Raw genomic sequence first — 14,403 nt, forward strand, 5'->3', positions numbered from 1 at the left:
AATATTAATCTTCTGATTTCTCTTGTGGGCGCTCTGGTCGCTCACCGCTGTGGTGGCTCACTGCACGCGCAGGAACAACCGTAGAAATCGCATGCTTATAAACCATTTGGTTGACCGTGTTTTTCAATAGAATAACAAACTGATCAAAGGATTCGATTTGCCCTTGTAGTTTAATGCCGTTAACAAGATAGATTGAAACGGGAATGCGCTCACGACGTAGTGCATTCAAGAATGGGTCTTGTAAAGATTGCCCCTTAGCCATTTTATTTTCCTTATTTTGTATTTTGTTGTAATTATTTAGCTAGTGGTTTTGTGCAAAAAAAAGGTGTTGCTTTGCATCTGAGCTAAACGAGTAATAGTTACCCCGTTGTTACCTGTTATGTAGGCAATGCCTGCATTTTTCAAGTAAACGATCTTTGACGGGATAAATTCACGCAAAAGCGATCACATTATACACAGCTAATTTAATCAGATGCTATTGCATTTGATAGCGTTTCTAGCGCATGTTCAACGTTCTCACTATCTAACCAAGTTAAATCATCCCAGCTGCGTAACCAGGTAATCTGACGCTTGGCCAATTGACGAGTTGCACAGATTCCACGAAAAACCGCTTCCTCTTTATCGCACTTCCCATCTAAGTAATCCCACATCTGCCGATACCCTACGCAGCGAATAGATGGCAGTTCAGGGTGAAGATCTTCTCGGGCATACAGTACCTTCACTTCTTCTTCGAATCCTGCTTCCATCATTTTGCTAAAGCGCAGTTCAATACGGCGGTGGATTTCTGCCCTTTCCTTGGGAGCTATTGCAAATTGCTTGACCCGAAACGGTAGGCTTTCGCCCTTAGTCTCAGTAAGTTCAGTAAGAGTTTTACCTGAAATCCGGTAAACTTCCAATGCCCTAGATAATCTTTGTGGGTCATTTGGGTGAATTCTTTCTGCTGAAACAGGATCAATCTCTCGTAATTGATCATGAAGCACCTGCCAGCCAGAATCTTGGGCTTCTTGTTCTATTTCTTTACGAATAATAGGATCGGCCGCAGGAAGGGGTGACAAGCCTTCGAGTAATGCTTTGTAATACAGCATAGTGCCTCCCACGAGTAATGGGATTTTTCCTTCCGATACAATACGATTCATTTCCGATAGAGCATCAGAACGAAAGTCAGCGGCAGAATACGCCTCACTTGGATCTAAGATGTCGATCAAGCGGTGTGGAGCCAAAGACAACTCATGCTCGTCTGGCTTTGCGGTGCCGATGTCCATGCCTTTATATATCAAAGCAGAATCGACACTGATGATTTCAACAGGAAATTTCTGTCTCAAGCGAATCGCTAGATCTGTTTTTCCTGACGCTGTTGGGCCCATCAAAAACAGGGCTAAAGGTAATTGTTCATTCATTATTTTTTATTAAGCCAGTAACGCAGCAATCGTCGCTGAAAAATCTATCGGTTGGACAAACTTAGGATCATCTAATGGTAATTGACCATGCCAAAGCTGTTCTAGTTCCGCAATAATTTGAATCGCTTCCGATAAAGTGTAGTCGGTTTTCACTTGGGTTATACGATCTGACAACCAATTAATAAGGTAAGTCGGATCGATGTCAGAATCAGATTCCAAGTCATTCGTTGCCAAGTACGATAACAGATCTGGAATGATTATTTGCAGGTTTTGTTGGCGTAACGGCTGCGGAACGCCCATGACCATTAAAGATTGCTTATTACGCTCTTTAATTTGAATACCAAGACGAGATAAGGTCGGCTGCAAACGCTGATTACTTAGGTGTTGCTTTTCATCGACTTTTAAAGACAAAGGCACAAGAAGAGGCTGGCTGGTCAGGTCTGCATGAGTAATATCAAGCTGACCTCGAATACGAAGCCATTCTGCCTTTGCTAACGACACTAACACGCTGCTTTGTTTAGACGCCATCAATATATAACGCCCATGAACCACATTGATCCCCTTGCCAAGCGATGTTATCGGCACAGGCGCTGGTGTCACGCTTGCTGCATTTCTGTGGTCTGCTCGTGGGGTGTGTTTCTCATTCTCTGTTGTTAATAGTTCAGAGTACAGCTGAAGCTCTTTTGGGCTTGCTCGATCAACAGGTACTGGCTGGGTCGTCTGCCCCGAGGTTGGTGTTTTTGAACCTCGCCAATGAGCGGCTGAATTTGGAGTAGTGAGGCTCGACTCGCCGACCCTATCATTCGATTCGCTCGTGACTTTATTTGGGTACATCGGTGAATGATCGATAGCGGCCATAATCTGAGGAGAAACGCGATCGTGAGTGACGCCTCGATCTTTCTTATTTTCATTCTTTGGGTTTATGTCTACCGGGCCTTTATCAGATTCACTCGATGCTTGACTCGACTGATGAAAAGCAGACGTCGTGAGCTTAGGTGAACCGATGTGCTCACTTTGGGCGAGAGCATCGCTCAGTGCCTGATAAATAAAATCGTGTACTAATCTGGCTTGATGAAAACGAACTTCATGTTTAGCGGGGTGTACATTCACATCGACTTGATGAGGGTCTATCTCAATAAATAGAATATACGTAGGGAATTGATCAACGCGTAGCGTGTTTTCATAGCTTTGTCGGATTGCGTGATTGATGAGTTTGTCTCTCATCATTCGGCCATTCACATAACAATACTGAAGATCATTTTGCTGCCTAGCCCCTTCTGGCGTGGTGATCCAACCATGCAAACGCAAACCTTGATGTTCAAGTTCGATCTTGAGCATGTTCTTCACAAAGTGGCTGCCACACACTGCTGAAATACGCTTTTCTGCCTGTACTTCTGACTTCGCAGCCCGATACTGGCGTACCGATTTACCGTTGTGGGTGAGGTTGATCGTAACGTCAAAACAGCTCAGTGCTATCCGCTTCATCAACTCGTCAATATGGGTGAATTCTGTTTTTTCAGTACGAAGGAATTTGCGCCGAGCCGGTGTATTAAAAAACAGATCGAGCACTTCAACGCTGGTTCCAATGGGGTGTGCGGTCGGTGTCAGCTTTACCTGCATATCTCGACCTTCACTATAGGCCGACCAAGCTTGCTCTTGAGTCGCTGGGCGTGATGTCATCGTCAAACGAGAAACAGAACTAATGCTCGCAAGAGCCTCACCACGAAAACCAAGACTCACTATGGCCTCAAGATCATCGAGGCAATGTATTTTTGAGGTCGCATGACGGCTTAACGCTAAGCCCAATTCCTCTTTTTCGATGCCTTTACCGTTATCTCGGACTCGAATCAGCTTTGCTCCGCCTTTTTCGATATCAACATCAATCCGCGTCGCCCCTGAGTCCAAACTATTTTCAACCAACTCTTTGACAACAGAAGCAGGTCTTTCTACCACCTCTCCTGCTGCGATTTGGTTGGCCAGTCGAGCAGGCAATATTTTTATGGTCATACAGGCCTACTTATTAGGAATAATCAATATTTGACCGATCGCTAATTCATCGGACCTCAGTTTGTTTGCTTGTCGAATACTATTGATGGGCACTCCATACTTACTCGCTATCTTTCCGAGATAGTCGCCCCGTTTGACGGTATGCTTACGAATTGGCACATCTTTTAGACTCACGGTGATCTTAAGTTTCTGCCCTAGTTTTAGCGTGTCAGATTTCAGATTATTTTCACGCTTTATAGCGCCAATGGTCACTTTATAACGGCTGGCTATTTTCCCTAAGTAATCACCCGAACGAACCGTATGCGTCACGACCTTTGTTTCGACGGTATCGGCCGCGGTTGAAACCGAGCCCGCAGCAGGAATCGTCAGTACCTGCCCAATCGCTAAACTGCTGCTTTTGAGTTTATTCGCCTTCATCAACGCACTCGTCGACGTGCCATACTTTTTCGCTATTGCAGACAACGAGTCACCGCGTTTAACTTTATACGTTTTAGGCGTGGTTTGAGCTTTAAAATAGGTGCCTTCAGGCGGGTTCGCTTTTAAATATTTAACCACCGCCTTGGTGATGGAGCGAGACAGTTTGTCTTGATGGGCTCTTTGGAATAAAAGCTTCTCTTCTGTTGGGTTAGAAATAAACCCCGTCTCAACAAGTACCGATGGGATCTGAGGGGATCTCAACACGGCTAGGCTGGTATTGATAGGCTTTGAATTATGAAGCTTAGTCACTTTCCCCATCTCAGATAAAATCTCAGTCGCCAGTTTATATCCTTCCTTTTGGGAATGACTGAATTGAAGATCAAGCAAGGTTTGATTGACGTTACGATCGTTAATGCTGCTCGGGAAAGCAGCGCCACCACCACCCAATAGCTCAGACTGTTTCTCTTTGTCTTCTATCCAACGAGAGATTTCTGTATTTGCTCGACGCGTATTCAAGACAAACACCGAGCCACCTTTAGGTTGAGGCGTGGTAAATGCATCGGCATGTATCGATATCAATAGATGGGCATTGTTCTCACTCGCAATCGCAACACGTCGATTCAAGTTGACATAGTAATCACCTGAACGAGTGAGTCTCGCTTTGATACCGGGTATTGCATTCAGTTGCGCTGCCAGCTTTTTTGAAATACTCAGTGTTGCATTTTTTTCATATTTACGGCTCGGTCCGATAGAACCGGGGTCTTCTCCACCATGACCTGGGTCGATAACAATCAGAATCTCTTCTTGTCGCTTGATTTGGGAAACATCTTTACTGACTTCAGGGGCTTTAACCGTAGAGACGCTTTTAGACGTTGAACCATGAGGCAAATCGATGACTAAGCGATGACCATATTGACCGCCAGAAACAGGGGCTAACTTAAAAATATTCGCCTGTACTTTGCTTTTCAATTCAAACACCAAGCGATACGTCGATTTTTTTGGTGGCGTACTTTTTCTTACTTGTCTTAATACTGGACTGTCACTAACAGACAGCGGGAGCTTGGTATTAAGAGACGTATTGTTCAAATCAACCACTAAGCGATTTGGGCTGCTCAAGGTGAAGTAGCTAAAGTCTGCCTCTGATTGCAAATCAATGACCACTCTGGTTTCATCCGGAGATGGCCATACCCTCACCCCCTCAAGCGAATTCGCCCAAAGAGAGTAAGAAAACAATGAAATGAACGCAGTAAGTACGGTCAGAACACAACGATTCACACGCACTTTCACAATAGATTGAATACTCAACTTAGCTCCAATTGATTCAGTAATGACTGTCCATACTCATTGTTCGCCGTAAGGGTCATCGTTCTTTGTTCGCCTTGATAACGCAGTTCAATATCAAGATCAGGCTTTGGAAGTAAACCTTCCCCCTTTTCAGGCCACTCAACGAGACAAATAGCATCAGGCGTGTAGTAGTCTCGGATCCCCATAAATTCGAGTTCTTCAGGATCGGCTAAGCGATAAAGATCAAAGTGGTAAACTTGCCACTTATCCAGTTGGTAAGGCTCTACTAAGGTATAAGTTGGGCTTTTTACGTTTCCCTGGTGACCTAAGGCTCGAACAAATCCGCGACTGAATGTCGTCTTCCCTGCGCCAAGATCCCCATGCAAATAAATAGTCGTTTGTTGTGAACAACACTGAGCAAGCAAAGTACCAACGTGAATCGTCGCTTCTTCATTAATAAGATTAAATTGTTTTGTCTTCATGGTTGGGCTTCTCGAACGTGTTCAAACTGACTATATATAAATCAAAGTAATAGGAATAGTAAACTGGGTTAGAATTGAGAAACAAGCGCTCTTGTGTAATTAAACGCAAATATTGGCAAATAATAACATTCGAACCGTCATGGAACCGCTAGATCCTTGTAATAAGATCTTGTAAGATCCGGCCCCCTATTCAATCAGGCTCTTTACCTATGGATTATCAACACCTCGCTGATCAAATCAAAATTTGGGCGAAAGAGCTTGGCTTTCAGAAAGTGGGCATCTGTGATGTCGACCTCTCTGAACATGAACCGCAGCTTCAAAAGTATCTAGACGCAGGCTTACACGGTGAAATGGATTGGATGGCACGCCACGGCATGATGCGTGCACGACCTGCTGAGCTATTACCTGGAACCATTCGAGTAATCAGTGCAAGAATGGATTACCTACCACCAGAGGCCCAGTTTGCCTCTAATCTCGCCGATAAAACACAGGCTTACATCAGTCGTTACGCCCTTGGCCGCGATTACCATAAAATCATTCGCAATCAATTGAAAAAGCTGGGTAAAAAGATAGAGCAAGAAGTGGGTGCATACGGCTATCGTCCATTCGTCGATAGCGCTCCAATACTAGAACGGCCACTCGCGGAAAAAGCTGGGCTAGGTTGGGCGGGGAAACATTCGTTACTGCTTGACAAAGAAACCGGCTCTTGGTTTTTTCTGGGTGAGCTCTTAGTGGATCTTCCGTTACCTATCGATCAACCCAGCCAGAATGAATGCGGAAAATGCAGCGCCTGCGTCACATCGTGCCCAACACAAGCCATTATTGCCGATGGTGTTGTCGATGCTAGACGATGTATTTCCTATTTAACCATTGAATATGATGGCGTCATTCCAGAAGAATTCCGCAAACCTATGGGTAACAGAATCTATGGCTGTGACGATTGTCAGCTAGTATGCCCATGGAATCGATTCTCGACTATCACGGAGCAAGGCGATTTTCACCGCCGTGATACACTAGCAGACGCTAACCTCGTCTCGCTGTTTTCTTGGCAGGAAGAGGAGTTCCTTCAAAAAATGGAAGGCTCTGCTATCCGGAGAATCGGCTACATTCAATGGCTGAGAAATTTATCGATAGCAATGGGGAATGCACCATTCTCATCGTCTATTGTGGCGGCTTTAGAAGAAAAGTTAGGCTTTAATGACATGCTTGATATACACATCAAATGGGCACTAGAAGAACAGCACCGGCAGTTGCCACTTTCTCTTGGTGGCCTTGAGCAAAAAACGATTGATAGTGTTGAGCAAAAAAACCAACGATTAATTAGAGTAATAGAAAAAGGACTGCCTAGAGACGCATGAACATTGCACAAATGCATTGCTCATTATTTGACTTAGTTCTAAAAAATAGAATGTGGAAAAAAAACTAAACTAGACGGCGTTTCCTATAACTTAAGAAAGTTAGCCACAAAACGAAGATATGACGAAGATCAAGAAACAATCACTTAATGATCTTATTACAGGGCTAAAGTTAGCATTAAAAATACAAGAAAAACCTAAATAAACAATCGGTTACTTAGATTCCTTATCAGAAACACGAGTCTATCTGAATAAAAAGATCTTTTGTTTACTCGACTTTCTAGCCCGAAAAATCAGTTTACCCACCAACTTATCCACAGTTATCATTCTGTGGATAACTCTGTTGACAGATACAGCCATACCACGCTCAACATCAATAATGACGTAGCATTGGCTCGTCTCAAAACTAATCGATTGATAAAGTCAGACAAGAACCACTAGCACTTGGTAGTGTTTCATAAATTTTGGGGGATTATGCTTCTCAGCATGATGGAAAAGAGCAAAGCCTTTCGGCTATCAGTGAAAAGAATCACTATAAAATTAGAAGAGCTAAATCACATCATTATTGACTTAACAGCCTTTAATGGTGAAGTGGTTGCGGGAGCCGGATTTGAACCGACGACCTTCGGGTTATGAGCCCGACGAGCTACCAAACTGCTCCATCCCGCGTCCGAATGCATTGTTTAAGACAATGACGCTATTGCCAATTTTCTTATTAATACTAAACGCACTAAAAGAGAATTTGGAGCGATACATCGGGTTCGAACCGATGACCTCAACCTTGGCAAGGTTGCGCTCTACCAACTGAGCTAGTATCGCATAAGTTAACCGTTTATCGTCGCTTCAATAAGCCATCAATCAACGTGTAACTGTAATGTGGTTGCGGGAGCCGGATTTGAACCGACGACCTTCGGGTTATGAGCCCGACGAGCTACCAAACTGCTCCATCCCGCGTCCGAATGCATTGTTTAAGACAATGACGCTATTGCCAATTTTCTTATTAATACTAAACGCACTAAAAGAGAATTTGGAGCGATACATCGGGTTCGAACCGATGACCTCAACCTTGGCAAGGTTGCGCTCTACCAACTGAGCTAGTATCGCATAAGTTAACCGTTTATCGTCGCTTCAATAAGCCATCAATCAACGTGTAACTGTAATGTGGTTGCGGGAGCCGGATTTGAACCGACGACCTTCGGGTTATGAGCCCGACGAGCTACCAAACTGCTCCATCCCGCGTCCGAATGCATTGTTTAAGACAATGACGCTATTGCCAATTTTCTTATTAATACTAAACGCACTAAAAGAGAATTTGGAGCGATACATCGGGTTCGAACCGATGACCTCAACCTTGGCAAGGTTGCGCTCTACCAACTGAGCTAGTATCGCATAAGTTAACCGTTTATCGTCGCTTCAATAAGCCATCAATCAACGTGTAACTGTAATGTGGTTGCGGGAGCCGGATTTGAACCGACGACCTTCGGGTTATGAGCCCGACGAGCTACCAAACTGCTCCATCCCGCGTCCGAATGCATTGTTTAAGACAATGACGCTATTGCCAATTTTCTTATTAATACTAAACGCACTAAAAGAGAATTTGGAGCGATACATCGGGTTCGAACCGATGACCTCAACCTTGGCAAGGTTGCGCTCTACCAACTGAGCTAGTATCGCATAAGTTAACCGTTTATCGTCGCTTCAATAAGCCATCAATCAACGTGTAACTGTAATGTGGTTGCGGGAGCCGGATTTGAACCGACGACCTTCGGGTTATGAGCCCGACGAGCTACCAAACTGCTCCATCCCGCGTCCGAATGCATTGTTTAAGACAATGACGCTATTGCCAATTTTCTTATTAATACTAAACGCACTAAAAGAGAATTTGGAGCGATACATCGGGTTCGAACCGATGACCTCAACCTTGGCAAGGTTGCGCTCTACCAACTGAGCTAGTATCGCTTTGACAACGTTTCCGTTGTTTAGGGATGCGAATTATAAGAGCATTTATTTGTGATGCAAGTCATTCCGATAAAAAAACAGCTTTTTTTTTCTATCCGCCTAAAAAGCCATCATAATTTCCAGTTTACTGACCTTATGACTAAAACCGACGAATCATTCAACTCACAAATTAAAGAGATAATGCGAGATAAGCCATTATTTGCCCAATCCAGTTCATGAATAGATCGAAGATATTGCTTCTTTGGTATAACTTTGATCAATATATCCACTCGTTTAAGTCGCGCCCCGTCATGGAAAGACAATTAATGCCTCTCTTAAAACACACTGTGATCTTATTGCATTACCGAACGGTAATACTCGTTAGCCTACTGTGCCTGACACTTTCCGGTTGTGGGACCGTACCGAAGCCAATCAGAAATCTAGGAAAGAGTGACATCGATTTTGTGATGGATGTACATGCTCGTCAACAAAAGCAGATGATGATTCGGCTCACCCAAAAATTGTACGCTCGTAATCCCTCCCAACTCAAAAAAAATGAAGGGATGACCGTAGAAAAACGCATTGAACAAATTTTTGGGTCTCTCGATGAAACGCAACTTCCTTCACTTGTCTTTGATGAACTCGACGGCATAACCAGTGTTGACGCGATTCTTTTAAGCTTTGACGAAAACTACCAAGGCGACAGAGTCTTTGCCGCCGTCGTTGGTCTTTCAGAAATGCTCAGGCGCTCTTACAACCACCAACAAGAGTTTTTTATTCTCGATTCACTTGATGAACAAGCGCTTTACAACAGTGCCCGCAATATCGAGATTTTTGTTTGGCGGCTTTACCACCGAAGAGACTCAAATGGAGACTTATTTATTCTAACAAATCGATTGAGTGAAACAGGCGCTGACACGAGCTTTGACCGCCTCTTTGCGAAAATGACGCTAGTTCAGGATATGATGGCGCTCATCGTGGCAGATAAAATGAATCGTAGTATCACAAAAGTCGTACATGGCGTTGCTCAATTCGCATTTTTACCCGTACCCTAATAAAAAATGCCAGCGTATGATAACTGGCATTCAAAATAGCAGGTATTAAATGAGAGGCGAAGCTCATTGCCCTTGGTTAGGGCTGAATTAAATCGAAATGATCGTTTGGCGGTAATATTTCAGCTCTGCAATAGACTCACGAATATCATCAAGCGCCAAGTGGCTGCCACTTTTAGAAAAGCCGTCCAACACTTCCGGTTTCCAGCGGCGTGTTAGCTCTTTTAACGTGCTAACATCGATATAACGGTAATGGAAATACTGCTCAAGTTCAGGCATGTGTTTGTACAAAAAACGACGATCTTGACCAATGCTGTTTCCACAGATAGGCGATGCTGATTTCGGCACCCATTTCTCTAAAAATTCAATCGTTTGTTTAATCGCGTCTTGCTCACTGACTTGGCTTTTACGCACACGTTCAACCAACCCACTCCCCGTATGAGTCGTGGTGCACCACTCATCCATTTTATCCAATTCGATGTCATCTTGATGAATGGCAAGAACCGGGCCTTCAGCTAAAATGTTGAGTTCACTATCAGTCACGACAGTGGCAATTTCAATGATCTTATGAGTTTCAGGATCTAAGCCTGTCATCTCAAGATCGACCCAAATTAAGTTTTGATCGCTAAAGGACATGAGTGAGTTGCCTATTTGTTTAAGGATAAAAGAGGTACTATACCCAAATAAGGATCCCCAAGATAGTTCTGAATCATTAGCATTCGCTGAAACAACAGGCCTTCCGAAGGTAGATCGCATCATCAATAACGTATTGAAGACATCATTGTGGCAAAAAAGAAAAAATTGACCAAAGGTCAAGTGCGAAGAGTACGCAGCAACCAAAATAGACGACTCAAGAAAGAAGACTCTATCCAATGGGATGAGAGCATGCTCGGTGGTGCTAAAAACGGTCTCGTTATCACTCGATTTGGCCAACATGCAGATATCGAAGATCTTGATACCAACGAAGTTCACCGTTGCAACTTGCGTCGCAGTATTGAAACATTAGTGTCTGGTGACAAAGTTATTTGGCGTGCGGGTTTAGAGTCGATGGCCGGTATTTCTGGTGTTGTAGAAGCCGTTGAACCCCGAACTTCAATGCTAACTCGCCCCGATTACTATGACGGTTTAAAACCGGTTGCGGCTAATGTCGACCAAATGGTTATCGTCTCTTCGGTATTACCTGAGCTTTCACTTAACATCATCGACCGTTATTTGATTGCTTCTGAAACTGTTAATATCGCGCCATTGGTGGTGCTAAATAAAGTGGACTTACTTACTGAACAACAGATTGGCGAGTACCGTGAAACGCTTAAAGAGTACGAGAAAATCGGCTACAAAGTGATGTTCGTGAGTAAAGAATCTGGCTATGGCATCAAAGAACTTGAGGCTGAACTCAAAGGTTGCATCAACATTTTTGTTGGGCAATCGGGTGTCGGTAAATCAAGTTTAGTGAACGCGTTAATGCCGACTTTAGATATCGAAGAAGGTGCGGTTTCTGAAAACTCAGGGCTTGGTCAGCACACCACCACAGCAGCGCGTTTGTATCACTTCCCTTCAGGCGGTGATTTGATTGACTCTCCGGGGGTTCGTGAGTTTGGTCTGTGGCACCTTGAACCCGACGAGATCACAGAAGCTTTCATTGAGTTTAAGCCCTATTTAGGTGGTTGCAAGTTCCGAGATTGTACACACAAAGATGACCCTGGTTGTATCCTACGTGAAGCTGTTGAAAACGGAAAAATCAGCAAACTTCGTTTCGACAACTACCACAGAATTATAGAAAGCATGGCAGAAAATAAAGCCAACCGACAATATTCTCGCAACAAAAAAGCCGATCTTTAAGCCATTTTTGTATGTAAATATTGTTAGGTTACTGACAATGAAATCATATTTAAGTACTATCTCGCGCCCAGAACAGAGTCGCACATTTAAACAGTATTGGAATTTTCATAATGGATAAAATTAAAGTTGAACTGCAGCACTGGCTACCAAAGCATGCTTTAACCCGTTTGGTCGGCAAATTGGCCTCTGCTCGATTGGGCAGTTTAACCACCGCGATTATTCGTGGATTTATCAAACAATACAAAGTCAACATGGATGAAGCGCTAGACTCCGATCCCTCTCACTTTAAAACATTTAACGAATTTTTCGTCCGTGAGTTAAAAGATGGACTTCGCCCTGTAGCTGAAGGTGATCAAGTGATCACTCACCCCGCCGATGCGTGTGTCAGTCAATTCGGCCCGATTGTCGATGGTAAACTGATCCAAGCTAAGGGCCACGATTACACGTCGGTCGAACTGCTTGGTGGCGATGAGGAACTGGCCAATGAATTTGCCGATGGTGAGTTTGCCACCTTATATCTTTCGCCAAGTGATTACCACCGTGTGCACATGCCGTGTGATGGTGTTTTACGCCAAATGATTTATGTACCGGGTGACCTGTTTTCTGTCAACCCATTGACCGCAGAGAACATCCCAAATTTATTTGCCCGCAACGAACGCGTGGTGTGTATCTTTGATACTGAGTTTGGCCCGATGGCACAAATTTTAGTGGGTGCCACGATTGTGGGTAGTATTGAACTGACCTGGGCAGGAACCGTCACTCCGCCTCGTGGCAATACGGTTTATCGTTGGAACTACCCAGCGGAAGGTAATAAATCGGTTCATCTCAAAAAAGGACAAGAGATGGGGCGCTTTAAGTTAGGTTCAACCGTCATCAACCTGTTCGCTAAAGACGCCATTACCTTTGAAGAAAGCATGCTGCTCTGTGCACCGACTCGCATGGGTGCACCATACGCTCACATCAAAGCAGGCGATAGCGCTGGCGAAGAATAACGCTGCAATAACAAAAGCGACATTCTAACTTATGCCCTGTTCATCACAGGGCATTTTTGATTAGAAACAAAACTCATCCAATAAAATCCACCACTTATCAAAACTATAACGCTCGTCCAAGTCCTCTATTTCCAAATCGCCTATTCTACTTTGACTCTCTTTTTATTGTAGGAATCGCTCCATGCCAGCACTGAATAAAGGTGTTTTAATAAAGTTGTTCATATGCTTTATGTTACCTCTCGCCGTTTTATTCATTCCGATTGATCTGATTCCTATCGATGATCTGACGCTGATACAACATCGGCTGCTTGCCATATTCCTACTCGCCGCTCTTCTATGGGTTTTAGAACCCGTCCCTGTTTTTGCTACATCCATATTGATCATTGCCCTCGAACTGATCATGATTTCCGATAAAGGCTTGCATTTCTTTCGCCAGCCTCCCGAAGGGCATGATTTAGGTGAGTTAATGAGTTACACCGATATTTTCAGTGCCTTTTCATCACCGATTATCATTTTATTTATGGGTGGTTTCGCCTTAGCCATTGCAGCGTCCAAATATGAACTGGACAACAACTTGGCCCGAGTTCTCCTCAAACCTTTTGGCACTCAACCTAAGTTCATCATGCTCGGTTTAATGCTGATTACTGCGGTCTTTTCCATGTTTATGTCTAATACCGCAACAACGGTCATGATGCTGGCCCTTCTCGGCCCCATTGTTGCCTCGGCGCCTAAAGGTGATTTGGGCATTAAAGCTCTGGTTCTTTGTATCCCTATCGCAGCCAACACGGGGGGCATCGCGACACCCATAGGCACCCCACCAAACGCCATTGCCCTGCAATATTTGACCGGAGAAAACAGTATCGATTTTCTTTCGTGGATGATGATGGGCCTACCGTTTGTTGTTATTCAATTGACCTTTGCCTGGTTTCTCCTACAAAAACTGTTTCCATCGCAGCAACAACAAATGATCTTAAAGCTAAATGGAAAGTTTAAAACCAGCTGGCGAGCCATCACGGTCTACATAACATTTGGCATGACCATCTTACTTTGGATGACAACCAAAGTGCATGGCATGAACACATATGTAGTTTCCATCATCCCCCTTGCAGTATTTACCTTGACTGGGATTATGGGGAAAGAGGAGCTAAAGCAGATTAACTGGGATGTCCTCTGGCTGGTCGCCGGTGGTATCGCTATTGGGATTGGCCTTGATAAAACAGGGTTAGCGGTTGCCCTTGCCCATGCTATTGACTATGAATCGCTCTCTCCTGTTGCCGTCGTGTTGACTCTTTCTGTGGTCTGCTGGTTAATGGCTAACTTCATGTCCAATACTGCCACCGCAAACTTACTGATGCCAATTGCCGCAGCGATTGGGGCTTCAATGGAAAGCCTTACCGCAGTTGGCGGTCTTCAAGGATTGCTGGTCGTGGTGGCGTTCTCGGCCTCACTTGGGATGATTCTTCCCGTCTCGACGCCACCGAATTCATTGGCCTATTCAACCGGCCTGATTGAAAGTAAAGACATGGCCAAAACCGGATTAATTATCGGGGTAATGGGCTTACTGATTGTTTACGCCGCTCTGTTGATATTGACCTAAAAAGGACCGAATACGCCACATGACCCTAATCTGAATTGGACGA

The 14,403-nt window shown here is 44.2% G+C and carries 11 protein-coding genes and 10 tRNA genes; 5 read left to right on the top strand and 16 right to left on the bottom strand.

The features are described 5' to 3' along the window. Positions 1–4 precede the first annotated feature (4 nt). The 5 genes from hfq to tsaE form a co-directional block, all read right to left on the bottom strand. Positions 5–262: an RNA chaperone Hfq gene (hfq, locus tag QF117_RS19420; RefSeq protein ID WP_282387716.1), complete on the bottom strand. Its 258-nt coding sequence runs from the start codon at positions 260–262 to the stop codon at positions 5–7. 202 nt (positions 263–464) lie between these two features. Next, positions 465–1,397, bottom strand: coding sequence for a tRNA (adenosine(37)-N6)-dimethylallyltransferase MiaA (gene miaA, locus QF117_RS19425; RefSeq protein ID WP_282387717.1), 933 nt, complete (start codon positions 1,395–1,397; stop codon positions 465–467). A 9-nt stretch (positions 1,398–1,406) separates the two neighbouring features. Continuing rightward, positions 1,407–3,404, bottom strand: a complete 1,998-nt coding sequence (mutL, locus tag QF117_RS19430; protein WP_282387719.1) for a DNA mismatch repair endonuclease MutL — start codon at positions 3,402–3,404, stop codon at positions 1,407–1,409. 6 nt (positions 3,405–3,410) lie between these two features. Next, entirely contained in the window at positions 3,411–5,096 is a 1,686-nt protein-coding gene (locus QF117_RS19435) for a LysM peptidoglycan-binding domain-containing protein (RefSeq protein ID WP_282389530.1), read from the bottom strand. Between the two features lie 26 nt (positions 5,097–5,122). Beyond that, positions 5,123–5,587: a tRNA (adenosine(37)-N6)-threonylcarbamoyltransferase complex ATPase subunit type 1 TsaE gene (tsaE, locus tag QF117_RS19440; RefSeq protein ID WP_282387720.1), complete on the bottom strand. Its 465-nt coding sequence runs from the start codon at positions 5,585–5,587 to the stop codon at positions 5,123–5,125. Positions 5,588–5,796: 209 nt separating this feature from the next. Between tsaE and queG the strand changes: the two genes are divergently transcribed. Next, a complete protein-coding gene (queG, locus tag QF117_RS19445; protein ID WP_282387721.1) occupies positions 5,797–6,945 on the top strand; it encodes a tRNA epoxyqueuosine(34) reductase QueG in 1,149 nt (382 codons plus the stop codon). A gap of 589 nt (positions 6,946–7,534) precedes the next feature. Here the strand turns inward: queG and QF117_RS19450 are convergent. From QF117_RS19450 to QF117_RS19495, 10 genes are all read right to left on the bottom strand, one after another. Next, positions 7,535–7,611: transfer RNA gene (locus QF117_RS19450), tRNA-Met, on the bottom strand. Positions 7,612–7,685: 74 nt separating this feature from the next. Next, positions 7,686–7,761, bottom strand: a tRNA-Gly gene (locus tag QF117_RS19455). Positions 7,762–7,819: 58 nt separating this feature from the next. Beyond that, positions 7,820–7,896, bottom strand: a tRNA-Met gene (locus QF117_RS19460). A 74-nt stretch (positions 7,897–7,970) separates the two neighbouring features. Further along, positions 7,971–8,046: transfer RNA gene (locus tag QF117_RS19465), tRNA-Gly, on the bottom strand. 58 nt (positions 8,047–8,104) lie between these two features. Next, positions 8,105–8,181 (bottom strand) — tRNA-Met (locus tag QF117_RS19470). A gap of 74 nt (positions 8,182–8,255) precedes the next feature. Next, a tRNA-Gly gene (locus QF117_RS19475) sits at positions 8,256–8,331 on the bottom strand. A gap of 58 nt (positions 8,332–8,389) precedes the next feature. Beyond that, a tRNA-Met gene (locus QF117_RS19480) sits at positions 8,390–8,466 on the bottom strand. 74 nt (positions 8,467–8,540) lie between these two features. Beyond that, positions 8,541–8,616: transfer RNA gene (locus QF117_RS19485), tRNA-Gly, on the bottom strand. A gap of 58 nt (positions 8,617–8,674) precedes the next feature. Beyond that, positions 8,675–8,751 (bottom strand) — tRNA-Met (locus QF117_RS19490). A 74-nt stretch (positions 8,752–8,825) separates the two neighbouring features. Continuing rightward, positions 8,826–8,901: transfer RNA gene (locus QF117_RS19495), tRNA-Gly, on the bottom strand. Between the two features lie 305 nt (positions 8,902–9,206). Between QF117_RS19495 and QF117_RS19500 the strand changes: the two genes are divergently transcribed. Next, the gene (locus tag QF117_RS19500; RefSeq protein ID WP_282387723.1) at positions 9,207–9,935 is read left to right on the top strand and encodes a hypothetical protein; all 729 of its coding nucleotides are present in this window, start codon (positions 9,207–9,209) and stop codon (positions 9,933–9,935) included. 87 nt (positions 9,936–10,022) lie between these two features. On the opposite strand, the gene orn is transcribed toward QF117_RS19500, so the two are convergent. Beyond that, the gene (gene orn, locus QF117_RS19505; protein WP_282387724.1) at positions 10,023–10,568 is read right to left on the bottom strand and encodes an oligoribonuclease; all 546 of its coding nucleotides are present in this window, start codon (positions 10,566–10,568) and stop codon (positions 10,023–10,025) included. Positions 10,569–10,715: 147 nt separating this feature from the next. Between orn and rsgA the strand changes: the two genes are divergently transcribed. The 3 genes from rsgA (at position 10,716) to QF117_RS19520 (ending at position 14,360) form a co-directional block, all read left to right on the top strand. Then, positions 10,716–11,771, top strand: a complete 1,056-nt coding sequence (rsgA, locus tag QF117_RS19510; RefSeq protein WP_282387725.1) for a small ribosomal subunit biogenesis GTPase RsgA — start codon at positions 10,716–10,718, stop codon at positions 11,769–11,771. Between the two features lie 110 nt (positions 11,772–11,881). Further along, the gene (gene asd / locus QF117_RS19515) at positions 11,882–12,763 is read left to right on the top strand and encodes an archaetidylserine decarboxylase (RefSeq protein ID WP_282387726.1); all 882 of its coding nucleotides are present in this window, start codon (positions 11,882–11,884) and stop codon (positions 12,761–12,763) included. A 181-nt stretch (positions 12,764–12,944) separates the two neighbouring features. After that, complete coding sequence (locus tag QF117_RS19520) at positions 12,945–14,360, top strand: SLC13 family permease (RefSeq protein ID WP_282387727.1); 1,416 nt, start codon at positions 12,945–12,947, stop codon at positions 14,358–14,360. The last annotated feature ends 43 nt before the right edge of the window (positions 14,361–14,403 follow it).

This window comes from Vibrio sp. YMD68 (genome assembly GCF_029958905.1).
Classification (GTDB): domain Bacteria; phylum Pseudomonadota; class Gammaproteobacteria; order Enterobacterales; family Vibrionaceae; genus Vibrio.